Annotated in this window: 9 protein-coding genes; 5 read left to right on the top strand and 4 right to left on the bottom strand. The window is 49.2% G+C overall.

The window, feature by feature from the left end; translation table 11 throughout:
- The first annotated feature begins 94 nt into the window (after positions 1-94).
- From ACYVAM_RS26290 to ACYVAM_RS26280, 3 genes are all read left to right on the top strand, one after another.
- A complete protein-coding gene (locus ACYVAM_RS26290; RefSeq protein ID WP_461072929.1) occupies positions 95-1582 on the top strand; it encodes a DEAD/DEAH box helicase in 1488 nt (495 codons plus the stop codon).
- A gap of 114 nt (positions 1583-1696) precedes the next feature.
- The gene (locus ACYVAM_RS26285) at positions 1697-1840 is read left to right on the top strand and encodes a hypothetical protein (protein WP_461072682.1); all 144 of its coding nucleotides are present in this window, start codon (positions 1697-1699) and stop codon (positions 1838-1840) included.
- A gap of 158 nt (positions 1841-1998) precedes the next feature.
- Complete coding sequence (locus ACYVAM_RS26280) at positions 1999-2160, top strand: lmo0937 family membrane protein (RefSeq protein ID WP_381501511.1); 162 nt, start codon at positions 1999-2001, stop codon at positions 2158-2160.
- Between the two features lie 93 nt (positions 2161-2253).
- Here ACYVAM_RS26280 and ACYVAM_RS26275 read toward each other — a convergent pair whose 3' ends face one another.
- From ACYVAM_RS26275 to ACYVAM_RS26260, 4 genes are all read right to left on the bottom strand, one after another.
- The gene (locus tag ACYVAM_RS26275; protein ID WP_461072679.1) at positions 2254-3948 is read right to left on the bottom strand and encodes a RagB/SusD family nutrient uptake outer membrane protein; all 1695 of its coding nucleotides are present in this window, start codon (positions 3946-3948) and stop codon (positions 2254-2256) included.
- A 19-nt stretch (positions 3949-3967) separates the two neighbouring features.
- Positions 3968-7255, bottom strand: coding sequence for a SusC/RagA family TonB-linked outer membrane protein (locus ACYVAM_RS26270; RefSeq protein ID WP_461072677.1), 3288 nt, complete (start codon positions 7253-7255; stop codon positions 3968-3970).
- Between the two features lie 591 nt (positions 7256-7846).
- Positions 7847-9091 (bottom strand): BamA/TamA family outer membrane protein, encoded by a 1245-nt coding sequence (locus tag ACYVAM_RS26265; protein ID WP_461072675.1) that lies wholly within the window; start codon positions 9089-9091, stop codon positions 7847-7849.
- Between the two features lie 144 nt (positions 9092-9235).
- The gene (locus tag ACYVAM_RS26260; RefSeq protein ID WP_461072673.1) at positions 9236-9979 is read right to left on the bottom strand and encodes a hypothetical protein; all 744 of its coding nucleotides are present in this window, start codon (positions 9977-9979) and stop codon (positions 9236-9238) included.
- A gap of 169 nt (positions 9980-10148) precedes the next feature.
- Between ACYVAM_RS26260 and ACYVAM_RS26255 the strand changes: the two genes are divergently transcribed.
- Complete coding sequence (locus ACYVAM_RS26255) at positions 10149-13238, top strand: amidohydrolase family protein (RefSeq protein ID WP_461072671.1); 3090 nt, start codon at positions 10149-10151, stop codon at positions 13236-13238.
- A gap of 116 nt (positions 13239-13354) precedes the next feature.
- Entirely contained in the window at positions 13355-14656 is a 1302-nt protein-coding gene (locus tag ACYVAM_RS26250; protein ID WP_461072669.1) for an amidohydrolase family protein, read from the top strand.
- The last annotated feature ends 14 nt before the right edge of the window (positions 14657-14670 follow it).

Raw genomic sequence — 14670 nt, 5'->3', positions numbered from 1 at the left:
TGTTAAGGTCAGCGGTTTTTCACCTTCACTAGCTGTTACCTTGACATTTCAGGAATTTAATCTTCACGACGACCTGCTGGCCGGAGTGGATGCCATGAATTACTTAAAGGCCACCCCCATTCAGGAGATGGCTATTCCAAAAATTCTGGAAGGGCGCGACCTGATTGCCAGCGCGCAAACGGGCACCGGTAAAACGGCGGCTTACCTTATTCCACTTCTCGACCGAATTTCCCATACCGAACACGACCATACCAGCACACTCATTCTGGTACCTACCCGCGAACTGGCCAAACAGATCGACGAGCAGGTAGAAGGGTTCGGCTATTTTGTGCAGGCCAATAGTATTGCCATTTATGGTGGCGGGAAAGGCGACGATTGGGACAAGCAGCGCAAAGCGCTCGAAACGGGAGCCGATATAATCATCGCTACCCCCGGCCGACTAATTGCCCATATGCAGCTTGGCTATGTCAAGTTCGACAAAATTGATTATTTGGTGCTGGATGAAGCCGATAAAATGCTCGACATGGGTTTTTCTGACGATATTATGAACATCGTTGAGAAAATTCCGGCCAAGCGGCAGACGCTTCTTTTCTCGGCCACTATGCCTAATAAAATTCGGGAGTTCTCGAAGAAAATCCTGACAGATCCTGAAGAAATCAGACTGGCCGTATCCAAACCGGCCGCTGGTATCGACCAGCAGTTTTACCTGGCATTTGATAATCAGAAATTACCATTACTGGCTCACCTGATCAAGAATAGTACAAAGCCGGTGCAGAGCATGGTATTGTTTACTTCCCGCAAGTCGGAGGTGAACAGTATCGTTCGGGCATTGAGTAAGCTCGGCTACGATTCCAGAGGCATCAGTTCGGATCTGGAACAGGATGACCGGGAAGTTGTTCTGCGGGATTTCAAAAATAAAGTGTTCCCCATTCTGGTCGCTACCGATGTACTGTCGCGGGGTATCGATATTGATAACCTGACGCACGTGGTTAATTATGACATTCCACGCGACGCCGAAGATTATGTCCACCGGATTGGCCGTACGGCACGGGCTGCCACGACTGGAACGGCCATTACCTTCATTAGTGACCAGGACCAGAACCGCATTGTCAACATCGAAAAACTCATTGAGCGGGAAGTTGATAAACTGTCAATCACCGAAGAACTAGGGATGGGCAAATCGCCCGCGTTCGATCCCAAACGATTCAGCGGACTTCGTGGAAAGGGGGGCGCAGGCCGGGGCGGACGTGATACTAAAAAACGCGGAAATGGCCGCCCAGGAGAGGGCCGCCCAGGGGAGGGCCGCTCAGGAGAGGGCCGCCGTGAAGACAATCGGAATGGCGCTGCCAGAAACGAAGGCCAACCCCGACCGGAAAAAGTCGTCGATTCATCCGCAAGACCCGTTAAAGAGTCAGCGGATGCAGTCTCCCAGCCGCTCAATGCGGATGGACAGCTTGCCGATAAGCCCAAGCGCCGTAAAAAACGTCGGCGCGGGCCGAAAGAAGAAGGCCGGGCTACCGGTGATGGTACTGGTCAGCCGAGGCAAAAAGCTGCTCCTTTACCAATGAGTGAGGACAAATAAAGACCGATAACGTAGCAGGGAGATTTACTTCCTGCTATTTTTTGTTCATGTAACTAGGATTGCATTGGAACGGGGGCGTACCCGACATCATTCCATCCGAAGCCAATTTCCCAGATGGACGCGTTTGTTGGGGCCGTTCAATCAAAAACTAAACCCGTAGCATCGGGCGAAGAAGGCTGGAAAGACATGAAACTGATAGGAGCCATCCTGCAAGCAGCCGAAACGGGGCGAAAAATCCCGCTCAGTTGGGGTAATTAGGGGTTTTATGCCCAATACTCCTTTCTCTTGGCACCCCAGTGCGCTCGAAAAGGCTATATGCACGATCAAGTATGTAAAAGTGACATGAGGAACATATTGGTATAAGGGTAGTTAGTATATTAAAACCATCTAATTGAACCTTTTAACAAGTTAAAATCATGGGCAATCTTCTGTATACCATTGCGGTCGTTTTGATTATCATCTGGCTACTTGGCTTTTTAGGTTTCAACAGTTTTGGCCTGGGCGGCATTATCCACGTTCTTCTGGTAATCGCGGTCATAATGATCATACTCCGGTTGATTCAGGGTAGAAGCGTATAAGGCATCTTAGTCAATAGCATACAAAAAAACCAGCTCCTTATGAGCTGGTTTTTTGTTTTTAGGCCTTCACCTAACGATATGGCGGTTGTAGGCTTAATAATTCGGATTTCTGGTAGCAACCCCGGACGTAGATGGGTTCAACACGGCTTCATCGGCCGGTACATCCCAGTAATCCATAAAGTTATAGTTGATCGTAACGTTCTTGTTGACTACACCAGCCGCTGTTACAACGGTATTGCCATAGCTTCCACCACCAGCGGCTATATCATACGTCCAGCCCCACCGCCGACTGTCATAGTACGCTAAACCTCTGCCGAACAGGGAAACCCGTCTTTCTTTGGTCAATTCGGTCAGTGCTTTTGGCAAGGTCAGGCCTGTACCGGCAACAGCTGGCACGCCAGCTCCCTGGTACGCTCTTACTGCATCGACGAGGGTCAGCCCGGCTTCGATATTATTTAGACGCATATTCGCTTCGGCCAGTATTAGGGCGTTCTCTTCATAGCTGCTTGCAATATAGAGTTCGTAGGCGCCAACCGTTTTTGTTCCATACACATATACACCAGATGCCCCATTGCCACCATCGATTATATTATACCGTGTCGTATAGATATAATTATTCTTATACGTGTTTGCCGTATTGAAATTGTTGGTGAACCGTTTGTCGCCCGCATTGAAATTCTGGATAAACCGTTCGCTGATTTTAAAGGTAGTACCGCTATTCACACCCGTCGTTAAGGCAGCAACCGTTCCGCCAGTGGCTGTGAAGAACGGATTAGAGGGTGGAGTCCTGCCCGTAAATACATAATCCGTTTGCTTCACTCCGTTTGTCGCGAGTGTTAAGACACTGTTCCAGTCTGCGGCAGTCATCGCCGTTGTTGACGACTTGCTTATGGTAGCGTTAGGGTTACCATTCACAAAGGGAGCCAGTTTATTGGCCAGAATATTACGGGCCAGCATGGTGTTGATGTTCCGCTTCCACATATCTATCGTCAGGGCATCCGTTGCCGTTCCGCCACGTCCTACCCGGTTAAACGCTGGGATCAACTGCGTTATAACAGCCTGATAATCGGTGGCGCTGGTGATGGCGCCCAACGTAGTGGCCGCCATATTGAAGTAGACGTTAGACTGGTCAATAATTTTGTCATGCAGGACATAGGCACTGTTTGTACTGCCTGCCTTGTCATTGATAAGACCCGAATAATACATAGACCCAATGGACGCGTAGGCATAGCCTTTCCACCAGTAGCACCAGGCTTTTAGCGTATTCGCTCTGGAGGCAGCATCTCCCGATAATTTAATGCCATCAATGAGGCTTAGTGCCGTGTTGCAGCCATTATTGAGTGCATACATGTTTAACCATTGATAATACAAGGGGTTATTGCCGGCTCCGGTTGCAGCCCGACTGTTATAGGCTCGGATTATGCTGACCTGAGGAGACGTATTGACTTCCTTCGTGCCATCGTCGAGGATAATGTAATCCGGCTGACCAATGGTGGTAACCTGATTGTTCGATGCGTCGGCGCCCACCATGTCGCCCATAAGTTCGCTGTAGCCCCAGGGCAACGAAAAATAGCTATCACCCAACCAGCTATCGCCGTTTGCAAAGCCATTTACGTAGACAGCCCCCTGGGCAAAGTTGATCAGGCCGGCTTCCGTATTGACGTTGGCTGTTACGGTGGGCGCGTTGGGGTTACCAACGTCCAGTTGTTCCTTGCAGGAAACCGCTCCCAGTAAGATAACCGTTAAACCAAGGGTAGAAAGAAATGTATAGTTAGGTAGAAATCTCATGTTCTGTGACAGTTAAAAATTAAAATCCGATGTTCAATCCAACCTGATACGACTTTGTATTCGGCAATGTGCTGTGGTCCACTCCCCGGTCGAAGGAAGAGTTAGACGAACCGGAACTGATTTCAGGATCATAGCCGGTATACTTCGTGAAAGTCAGAAGATTTCGTCCGGTAAACACTAACTGGCATTTGTTGACATACGGTATTTTAACAACTTTGGCTACATCGAAAGCGAGCGAAATATTGCGTAACCGTACAAACGAAGCGTCTTCCAGGAAGAAATCTTTGGTTGCGTTGTTGCCAGCTCCGCGCAAGCTGCCCCACAGGTTGTAATACGCACTGGACCAATAAGCGGGGAATGCGCCCGTTTTGCCGTCAATAGTCACCTGCTTGCTAAAATCACCACTGATTCCATCCCGATACATCCACTCTTTCGTCTGGTTATACAGGTGGCTACCATATACCCAGTCGAACTGGAAGTTGAAGGTTAGGAAGTCTTTAAACGTGAAGCCGTTAATGAATGACGCGTTGAACTTCGGATTCGGGTTGGCTAACGGATAGGTTTCATCCGTAAACTGCATCTGGTAAGTTGATTTATCCACAACACGCCCATCGACGATGGTGTAGTTCCCACGGTTGGCTTCCGTGATGTAGGGCGTTTTACCATCCTGACGCAAAAAGTCCAGACTCGTGAGGGCCTTGTAGCCGTAGAGTTGTCCAATTGGCTGCCCGGGGGTTAACACCAGCGCTGTGCTACCCGCATTTGACAATAAAATAATATCGGCGCCCCCGGCAATGGCATCAATCTTAGAAAGCTGATGGCCGAAGTTCGTCGTGAAATCCCATTTCAAATTTTTGGTGCTGTAAACCGGTAACGTTAACGAGAACTGAACCCCGTTCGACGACATATTGATGGCGTTGGTCAACTGACCCGTTGAGCCAAGCGAAGGCGGTACACTAACCGTGTAAATGACATTTTCACTCTTGCGTTTCCAGTAGGTGAACGATCCCGAAATTGAGTTCAGCCAGGTGCGATTCGAATTGCCACCGATGGTGAAGTCCGTTCCAACCTCGAATTCTTTGGAAACCTCCACCTGTAGGTTTGGATTGTTGCTGGTGGCGGGTATTGAATAGGATAAGCCCGAACCCAGATTCTGCTGGTTCAAAACAGGATACCGGTCGAACGCACCTGGCTGGATACCTGCTTCACCGTAGGCAGCCCGGAGTTTGAAGTACGATAAGGTATTGGCCAGTGGGCTATTTTTGAAGAAAGACAGTGGCGCAATATGACCATCAAAGTGCGGGAACGTGAAGGGTGTAGAGCCCGATCCGAAGGCTGAAGACCAGTCTGTCCGGAATCCTGCTGTAACCCCGCCATAATCACCGAAATCAACTTTCTGGTTAATCAAATACCCATACGTGACGAAGGGGCGAACGTAATCGAGGGCTACCGCCTGCGACGAACTAGACGAGATATTGAACGGTGGCGCTGTGCCTAGACCTAAGCCATACGTATCATATTCGGTGTATTTGTTCTTCCGATAATCGAACGAAATTTGTGTACTGGTCTGTACCGGAAACTTGATATGAAAGTCATCCTGAAAATCAGTCCGTATATAGGCCGTTGCCAGAAAATTCTGAAAGGTGGTATTATACTGCCAGTTGTCTATCTCACCATTGTTATTTGGTGCGAAGTTGTTCCCCGTATAGGGATTGAACGTGGTAGAAAACGTCTCGTAGAAGTTCGAATTAGCGTTCTGTGACTGATTATAGTACGTCCATCGGGCATTCTCGTTTCGGTAGTTGATGCCGTATTTGGCATCCAGTTCCACAAATTTATTGACCTTATAATTCGCATTGAAATTCTGAATAACGTCGACCTTGTTATCCAGACCGTCTGTGTATTGCAGATTATAATAGGGGTTACTGGCGTTAACGCTCAAAAAATCAGCGTACTGAATACGGGGATACGTACCATCGGGCAGCTTTGCTGTCAGGTCGAAGAAGGGAGACGTGTTTAGAAAACCATAGACCGAGCCAATATTTCCTAACGAATTGCCTTGTCCATAATAGAATCCACCCGCAGCTCCCAATCCTGGCTTTAGTGTGTTTTTCGTGTAAACGAGTTGGGTCGTGGACCGAATCGTAAAACCTTTAAACAGTTCGGTGCCAAAATTGGCCGATAGGTTGCTCCGATCGATATAACCGTTTTTTAAAATTGGCGTCACGTTATGGTTATTGGCAACCGAAATGTTAAAATCGCTTTTTTCAGAAGCTCCGGAGATGTTAATGGTATTATTGACCGTCGTACCCGTTTGGAATACCTGCTTGAAATGGTCGTAATATTTCAGGTTACCACTATACGGTTTGTTGGCATCGTTGCGGATGTCCTGAATGGCGTAGCGCGTTGCACCACCATATTGATACGATATACCCGAAATTGACCCAACATCATCAATAGCGAGTATATTTCCTTTGCTGTCGACAATGTTGTTGTTGGCATCGGTCAGATAAGGATGCAGCTCTGCTTTGTGAACATTTCCGGTATTCAGAAACTGATTGGACGAATAACTCGTAGAGAGATTAACGGCGATACTGCCTTTCTTCCCTTTTTTGGTAAATACCTGAATAACGCCATTAGCTCCCTGGGCACCGTAGATAGAAGCAGAAGCGGCTCCCTGTACAACTTCAATTCTGTCTACATTGCTGAGATCCAGTGAGTTTATATCCGTTGCAGCCACCTGAACACCGTCTACCATGATGAGTGGTTTAGTACCGCCCTGTACGGTGTTGATGCCTCGAAGCAATATGTTTACCGGGTCGCCGGGATTACCACTGACGGACGAAATCTGAGCCCCGGGTATTTTACCGATCAAGGCCTGATCGATAGAAGCCGTGGGGGTTTGCGGCAGGTTTTTACCTGACACGCTCTCAACCGAGATCCCTAGTTTAGCTTTACTGGTCGCTACTCCGCTCCCCGTTACGACGACCTCAGTCAATAAACGAGAATCGGAAACCATGCTGATATTGATCTCCGACTGGTTACCGATGGCAATTTCCTGGGTCGCAACGCCCACGAAACTGAATACTAAAGCAGTTCCTTTTGTGGACGGAACGGAAATGTCGAAAATACCACCGGCATCGGTACTGGTGCCTTTAGTTGTGCCTTTTATAACAACCGAAACACCCGGCAGGGGCGACCCATCTTCAGCAGAGGTGACTTTTCCGATTATCCGCCGATCCTGCGCAAAGGCAGTCATGCTGAGTGCGCATAGGAACAGCATGCTCAGGCATATAAATTTTCTCATAAGACTGTTTTTGTTAGGTTAGAAGAAATACGAATTTTATAAAACTACGCAATGATAAAATAATAAAAAATTAGTTGGACATGCTCATAATATCAAATGCTTATTCTGTAATTCTTTGTAATAACAATATAATATTTCGAAATAGAAAAATTATATTTTATTCTTATGTATATAATTAATCTATTTTTAATAATTATTTAAAAACAATTGACAAGTGAGTATTTATCGGTTAAATAAGTTAAAATATGAGTAAATACAAATAAGTATAAATACTCTTTCAAATTCTGTTAGTAGTATATGTTAATCCATGTATGTACTTGGGGAGCCGAACAATAAATTTTTTGCTATTTTTTTATAAAATCAAAATTAATAGTAGTAAAGTCGGTTGAATCGCCGAATATTCACTAAATACATGGTAGGGCTGAACGGCCGATTAGGGAATGCATCAGCGCATATGGTAGCTGGGGAATACACCGAAAACTCGCCTTAACGAGAAGAGAACTCAAGCCTTTTCGTAGGCATTGAGGGTATACTTTACCCTAAGGAACAGGGTAAGGCCGAATTCCGGCGAGGACTCATCCCGACATCAGGTTAAAAAACTTCGCCGAGGTTAAAAAATAAGCCTTTGGATCCGTCGAAGCCGAATCCATAATCAATGGATAGGTTCGTGCGGGACACCTTGTTCATTTTGATGCGCAGGCCAGTACCGATGGCCGGAACCACTTTTTCAAACTTCCCATTGGGCTGTTCGGTAACAGTCTGGGCATTGGCAAAAACAACCCCGCCCAGCAAGCGGTCGGCAGTAAGGTGAAAGCGGTATTCGGTTTCAGCATACAGCAGATTTTTACCTCGAAAACGTCCCTGAATAAACCCTCGTCCCACATTGCCGGTATTATCCCAGCCCGTACTGGGCAAATCTAAAAAGGGTGGATCTCCGCTCAAGGTGAGCGCATTGTAGGACCAGAAGGCGAGAATATTATCGGATCTGCCCGGTAGATGGACGTACTTACGGGCTTCGATCAATGCAGACTGATAGGTATTGTCGCTCCCCAGGGCGCTCATGTTGGCCCGAAAAGCAGCACTTACCAACAAACCTCCTGAAGGGTTAATCGCGTTTTTTCGGTTGTCATACACGACTTGTACGATGGGGCCTGAGGAGACCGATCGACCGTCAATACCATTCGAATACCGCGAAATGCGCGTTACTTCCCGCCGACTGTTGTAACTATCTATGTTCCAGTGGAGGTCCAGGTGGTATCCCAGGCCACCATAGAAATTAGACGCTAACCGACGGAGCAAACTCTGGTAAAACCGGAAGTAAGCGTAATCCATATTGATGACCCGGTCGGTGGACGTGTACATGCCAAGCCCATACGTGGCTTGTGGGTAATGCATCAATCGCCAGTCGTTTGTCCACAGATAGCGGTTATTCTGACTCCAGATCGACGAGGTTGTGGTCAGAATAATCTGGTGATTCTGGGTGTAGGAGAGCTGACCGGTTATCGATGACACGTTGGCATTGGCCATCCGAAAGGGAGTATTTATCAGAACAGCCGCCAGGGCGCGGGTTTGCAGGGTATAGCCAATCTGAGGAATCACCAAAACGAACCGTTTGCCCTCCCGCAGCGACGAGGAGTCATGCGGGGTAATGGGCAATCTCGGAAACCAGCGGCTTGCGAGATCCGCAATGTCTTGCTGGTGAGGAGTTTGCCTGCCGACAGGCTTGTCTGTCAGAATTGCTGACGTATCGGCCAACTGCAGGTGGGCCGCCAGACCATTTATGGCCAATACACTTACGAGCAGGAAACCCACAAACAAGCGGGGAAGGAGTTTCATACGGAAAGTCGTAAATAGAGCATAAATGGGAATACAAACAGTATGTCGACCAGCTAAAAAGGAGCTTGCAGTTTACTTAATAAACAAACGGAAAAGATGACACGACCTTGTACGAATAAACCGGTAGTCATCAAGCTTGTTCACTTATAATTTGTCATAATACGAGAATACGGCTAACAGGCCCGCTCTGGATTTCAGGTCTGGCTTTTCGGCCTTCAGAAAGCGCTCAATTTGCTCTTTTTTGTCGGCCATTAGCTCAAAAATGGCTTTTTTGCCTGGCGAAAACCGGATAGCCTGTTTACCACGGGCGACAAACCAATCCTGTTTTTTCATCAGTTCATCATCCTTAGTGCCCGTATTTAGAGCAACATTATAATTAGCCCGGCGAATGTAGACTGATGGGTGCAGTAGCAAATCAAGTTTACCCGTCGCCAACTGCTCGAAAAAACCGGTAAGGGCCTGGGCATCGCCCTGATATTCATGGACATTTATGTATCGGCTAACTGTCCCGAACGGATTATTCATGTCGACATACCGAACGGCTGTTGCCTTTACAGCCTTAATATTTTTCTCCCCCGCCCGAACTTCAACTTCATTGGCTGATAAATCCAGACGCACGGGCACACCCGCCAGCGAGTCGGCGGTTAACGAGACGCCCAGTTTATTGTAGAACTTTACATTGCCTGCCTGCCAGGTCGTATCGAGGTATGGACTGCCAAGGAGCTGACCGGCCGGGCCTTTGATGGAAAACAGGGTAGCGTTGTTTGTAGCACTAAGGTTGGTGAAGTTGATGCGATCACGCGTGGTTTGCGTCATGTATTCGGTTTGGGCCTGCGGGAAGGCAACGCTCGGCAGGAGACTACAGACGAGAAAGAAGAAAAAACGCATAAATGAATCGTATAGAGCTCCGTTAACGGTATTAGCTAATTTTTTGGCTAAAATAACCTATTTACCTGATTTGGTAGGTCAAAATCTTCTTTGGGAAAAAGACAGAATGGCCCATTACTTTCCGTATTTTTGAGGCTTAGTCCCAATCATCAACCAATCAATCAAGTTCATGACAAAACATTTCCTGACAGCGCTGTTGGCGGCTGGTCTGGCTTATTCCTCTGTGGCTCAGACTACGTTTCCGCGAAATGGTGTTTATGATGAGCGTCCGGGGCTCTATGCCTTCACCAATGCCACCATCATTGTCGACCCACAAACGACACTTCAAAACGCAACATTGCTCATTCGGGATGGACGCATCGAAGCTGTCGGGACATCCGTTAGCGTACCTGCCGGAACCGTCGTAACCGACTTAAAAGGAAAACGGATTTACCCCGGCCTGGTCGATATTGATTCAGATTACGGCATGCCTGAGCTAACGCGCGGGGCTGGCGGTGGCCGGGGCGGGGTGCCTCAGTATGAGTCGAACAAAAAAGGAGCCTACTACTGGAATCAGGCCATACAACCCGAAAACGATGCCAGCATCCTGTTTAAAGCCGATACCAAAAAGGCCGATGAACTGCGAAAGTTAGGCTTCGGGGCGGTGCTGACCCACCCACACGATGGCATTGCGCGCGGCACGGGGGCACTCGTGATTCTGGCCGATGATCGTGAAAATACGCTGGTGCTCAAACCGAATGCCACAGCGCACTATTCCTTCAGCAAAGGTACGTCGAGTCAGCAGTACCCAAACTCGATGATGGGCATTGTGGCATTGCTGCGTCAGGCTATGTATGATGCCGACTGGTATAAACGGGCAGGCCATAAAGAGCAGGCGAACATGTCGCTCGACGCATTGAGCCGGAACCAGGGCTTACCCGCCATTTTTGAGGCTAATGATAAACTGGGTATTCTGCGGGCCGATAAAATCGGGGATGAGTTTGGCGTTCAGTACATTATCCGTAGTTCGGGGGATGAATACCAGCGGCTCGATGACGTAAAAGCAACCGGTGCTTCGCTGATTGTTCCCTTAAATTACCCACAGCCGTACGATGTTGAAGATGCCTGGGACGCCGATAACGTAGCCCTGGCCGAACTGAAGCATTGGGAAATGGCCCCCCTGAATGCGGGCCGGGTGGCCGGAGCCAATATTCCGTTTGCCTTAACTACGGCAGGACTGAAAAACAAAGCCGATTTTTGGGCTAACCTTCGGAAAGCGATCGAAAACGGGCTTACCGAACAAAAAGCACTCGAAGCGCTAACGACGGTTCCGGCCCGGCTGATTCGCGCCGACGACCAGATCGGTAGCCTGAAAAAAGGCCATATCGCCAACTTCATTATCACGTCGGGCAACCTGTTCAGTGCCGATAATGTCATCTATGAAAACTGGATGCGGGGCAAACAATACATCGTCAACAACAAAGATGCGGCTGACCTGCGCGGCATCTGGAACCTGACGGTTACTACACCGGATGGTGCCGCACAAAGGAACCTGAAACTGAACATTACGGGGAAAGCGGACAAGCCCGAGTATCAGATTACCGCTGATACACTGAAACTAAATCCCAAAGTAGCCGTATCGGGTGACCTGATCTCGATTCAGGTTCAACAGGATAAGAAAAAGCCGGGTACGACTCGTCTAACGGGGTATCGTACATCGCCAACCACGTTAACTGGAGATGGGCAAACACCGGATGGTAAAGCGATAACCTGGTCGGCAGTTCGTTCGGGCAGTGCGCCGGTGTCCACGTCGGCCGTGTCCACGTCGGCCGTATCTGCGTCGGCAACGAATACGGCGGTGACTTCGGCAACGGCGGTTGGCACGGTGATTTATCCATTTGTCGGCATGGGCAACGCGCAGAAACCGAAAGCCGAAACCATGCTCATTCGCAATGCAACCGTCTGGACCAACGAGAAAGATGGCGTTCTGGCGAATACCGATGTGTTGGTGACGGGGGGTAAAATCAGTAAGGTTGGAAAAAACCTGCCTGTTCCGGCCGATATCAGAGTGATCGACGGTACGGGCAAGCACCTCACCAACGGCATCATCGATGAACACTCGCACATTGCCTTGCTGTCGATCAACGAAGGTGGTCAGTCGAGTTCGGCGGAGGTTCGGATGGCGGACGTCATCAACCCGGACGATATAAATATCTATCGTCAACTGGCCGGGGGCGTTACCTCCTCGCAGTTGTTGCATGGATCGGCCAATGCCATTGGCGGACAGTCGGCCATTGTCAAATTAAAATGGGGCGAATCGGCCGATGGGATGCTCATTAAAGGGGCCGACGGATTTATCAAGTTCGCGCTGGGCGAAAACGTAAAACAGTCCAACTATCCGAACCCGAACGTATTGACCCGTTTTCCACAATCGCGGATGGGCGTGGAGCAGGTTTATGTCGACCACTTCACCCGGGCGAAGGAATACGCTAAAGGCTGGGCAGCCTACACTAAGCTGAGTGCAAAGGAAAAAGCTGCGGCTACTGCGCCACGTCGGGATATCGAACTCGATGCACTGGCTGAAATCCTGGCCAACAAGCGCTTCATTACCTGTCACTCCTACGTGCAGTCGGAAATCAACATGTTGCTGAAGGTCGCCGACTCGCTAGGTTTTAAAGTCAACACCTTTACGCACATTCTGGAAGGTTACAAACTGGCCGATAAAATGGCAAAACATGGCGCGGGTGGTTCCTCTTTCGCCGACTGGTGGGCGTATAAAATGGAAGTACACGATGCTATTCCCTACAATGCAGCGCTGATGCACCGGCAGGGTGTAACGGTATCCATCAACTCCGACGACGCCGAGATGGCCCGTCGCCTGAACCAGGAAGCCGCCAAAACGATCGAGTACGGCGGGATGACTGAAGAGGACGCCTGGAAAATGGTGACCCTGAATCCGGCTAAACTTCTTCACCTGGATAGTAAACTGGGAAGTGTTCGGGCTGGAAAAGATGCTGACCTGGTGTTGTGGAATGCGAATCCGCTGGCAATTTACGCCCGCCCTGAATACACGATCATCGACGGGGCCATTTACTTCAGTCTGAAAGACGAAGACCAAAAGCGTGATCTTATGCAGGCCGAACGCGCCCGGCTGATTCAAAAGATGCTGACAGCTAAGGCGAGTGGGGCATCAACGACGCGCCCTCAGCCAAAACGCGCCCGTATGTGGCATTGCGAAGATATTGAAGGCGTTATGGCCGAGGGACAAGAAGGGAAATAGGTTTGAAGTTTGTGGTTTACGGTTTGTGGTTGGCTGACGCGCCCTTGACTTATGCGTCAGCCCACCGGATACTACAAACCACAAATCACAAACTACAAACCAAAAACTAACTAAACATGAAAAAACTGCTAATATCCATATGTACACTGGCCTCGCTGATGAGCTATGGCCAGAATCCCGCGCCCGCAAAGCCACAAACGAAGACCATTGCCCTGATGGGCGGTACGGTTCATGTGGGCACCGGGCAAGTCATTCCGAATGGCATCGTTCTGTTTACCAATGGCATCATTACGAATGTTGTCGACGGAACACTGGTGAAACTGAACCTGACCGATGTGGAGGTAATCGATGTGTCGGGGAAGCACGTTTATCCGGGTATCATCTCCCCCGCAGCAACGGTCGGTTTGCAGGAAACAGGGTCCGTCCGGGCTACCGTCGACAAGCAGGAAATAGGCATTCTGAATCCAAACATCCGGTCGCTGATTGCCTATAACACCGACTCCGAAATTATCCCCACGATTCGGAACAACGGTGTTCTGCTCACCCAGGCGATGCCCCAGGGCGGCACCATATCGGGCAGTTCGAGTGTGATGATGGCCGATGGCTGGAACTGGGAGGATGCGGCCCTGAAAAAGGATGACGGGCTCTGGCTCAACTGGCCCACCTATTTCTCAAATGAGTTCAATTTCGAGGATTTCACTACTATCGTTAAGAAAAACGAAAAGCGTGGACCGGCTATTGATGCCCTGCAGGCGACCTTTGCCGATGCAAAAGCCTACGCGGCTGCGCCGACACCTGCAACAATGAACCTGAAGTTAGAGGCCATGCGTGGGTTGTTTTCGGGTAAGCAAAATTTATACATCCGCGCCGATTACGGAAAAGACATCATCGAAGCCGTCACGTTCGCCAAAGCGATGGGCGTGCCGAAGGTTGTGATTGTCGGGGGCGAAGAGTCGAATCGGGTGCTTACGTTCCTAAAAGAAAATAACGTGCCCGTGATTTTGAGTGCCTTGCACCGCCTGCCCAACCGGGAAGATGAAGACGTGGACTTACCGTATCGGATGCCCGGTATTTTGCACAAGGCAGGTATTCTGGTTAGTTTGAGCTATGCCGATGAGTGGTGGCGTACGCGTAACCTGCCCTTCCTGGCCGGAACAGCCGCGGGTTTTGGTGTTACGGATCGCGAAGAAGCCCTGAAGATGGTTACCTCGAACACCGCAAAAATCCTGGGCATCGATAACCTCGTTGGCACCCTTGAAAAAGGAAAACAAGCAACCCTGTTCGTATCGGCAGGTGATGCACTGGATATGCGAACCAACGTAATCGAGCAGGTATTTATGCAGGGCCGAAAGGTAAATCTGGATGACCGCCACAAGCGCCTGTACAAAACGTATAAGGATAAATACGAGCAGAAATAAGGTAGGATACTTCA

Source organism: Spirosoma horti (genome assembly GCF_054776595.1).
The sequence above is the reverse complement of the archived record's forward strand: the minus strand, read 5'-3'. Positions and strand labels throughout refer to the sequence as shown.

What these genes read in the sequence shown, in the direction of transcription:
- ACYVAM_RS26270 (WP_461072677.1), bottom strand. Translation starts at nt 7,255, where the DNA reads ATGAGAAAATTTATATGCCTGAGCATGCTGTTCCTATGCGCACTCAGC.
- ACYVAM_RS26255 (WP_461072671.1), top strand. Translation starts at nt 10,149, where the DNA reads ATGACAAAACATTTCCTGACAGCGCTGTTGGCGGCTGGTCTGGCTTAT.
- ACYVAM_RS26290 (WP_461072929.1), top strand. Translation starts at nt 95, where the DNA reads ATGAATTACTTAAAGGCCACCCCCATTCAGGAGATGGCTATTCCAAAA.
- ACYVAM_RS26285 (WP_461072682.1), top strand. Translation starts at nt 1,697, where the DNA reads ATGGACGCGTTTGTTGGGGCCGTTCAATCAAAAACTAAACCCGTAGCA.
- ACYVAM_RS26275 (WP_461072679.1), bottom strand. Translation starts at nt 3,948, where the DNA reads ATGAGATTTCTACCTAACTATACATTTCTTTCTACCCTTGGTTTAACG.
- ACYVAM_RS26280 (WP_381501511.1), top strand. Translation starts at nt 1,999, where the DNA reads ATGGGCAATCTTCTGTATACCATTGCGGTCGTTTTGATTATCATCTGG.
- ACYVAM_RS26250 (WP_461072669.1), top strand. Translation starts at nt 13,355, where the DNA reads ATGAAAAAACTGCTAATATCCATATGTACACTGGCCTCGCTGATGAGC.
- ACYVAM_RS26265 (WP_461072675.1), bottom strand. Translation starts at nt 9,091, where the DNA reads ATGAAACTCCTTCCCCGCTTGTTTGTGGGTTTCCTGCTCGTAAGTGTA.
- ACYVAM_RS26260 (WP_461072673.1), bottom strand. Translation starts at nt 9,979, where the DNA reads ATGCGTTTTTTCTTCTTTCTCGTCTGTAGTCTCCTGCCGAGCGTTGCC.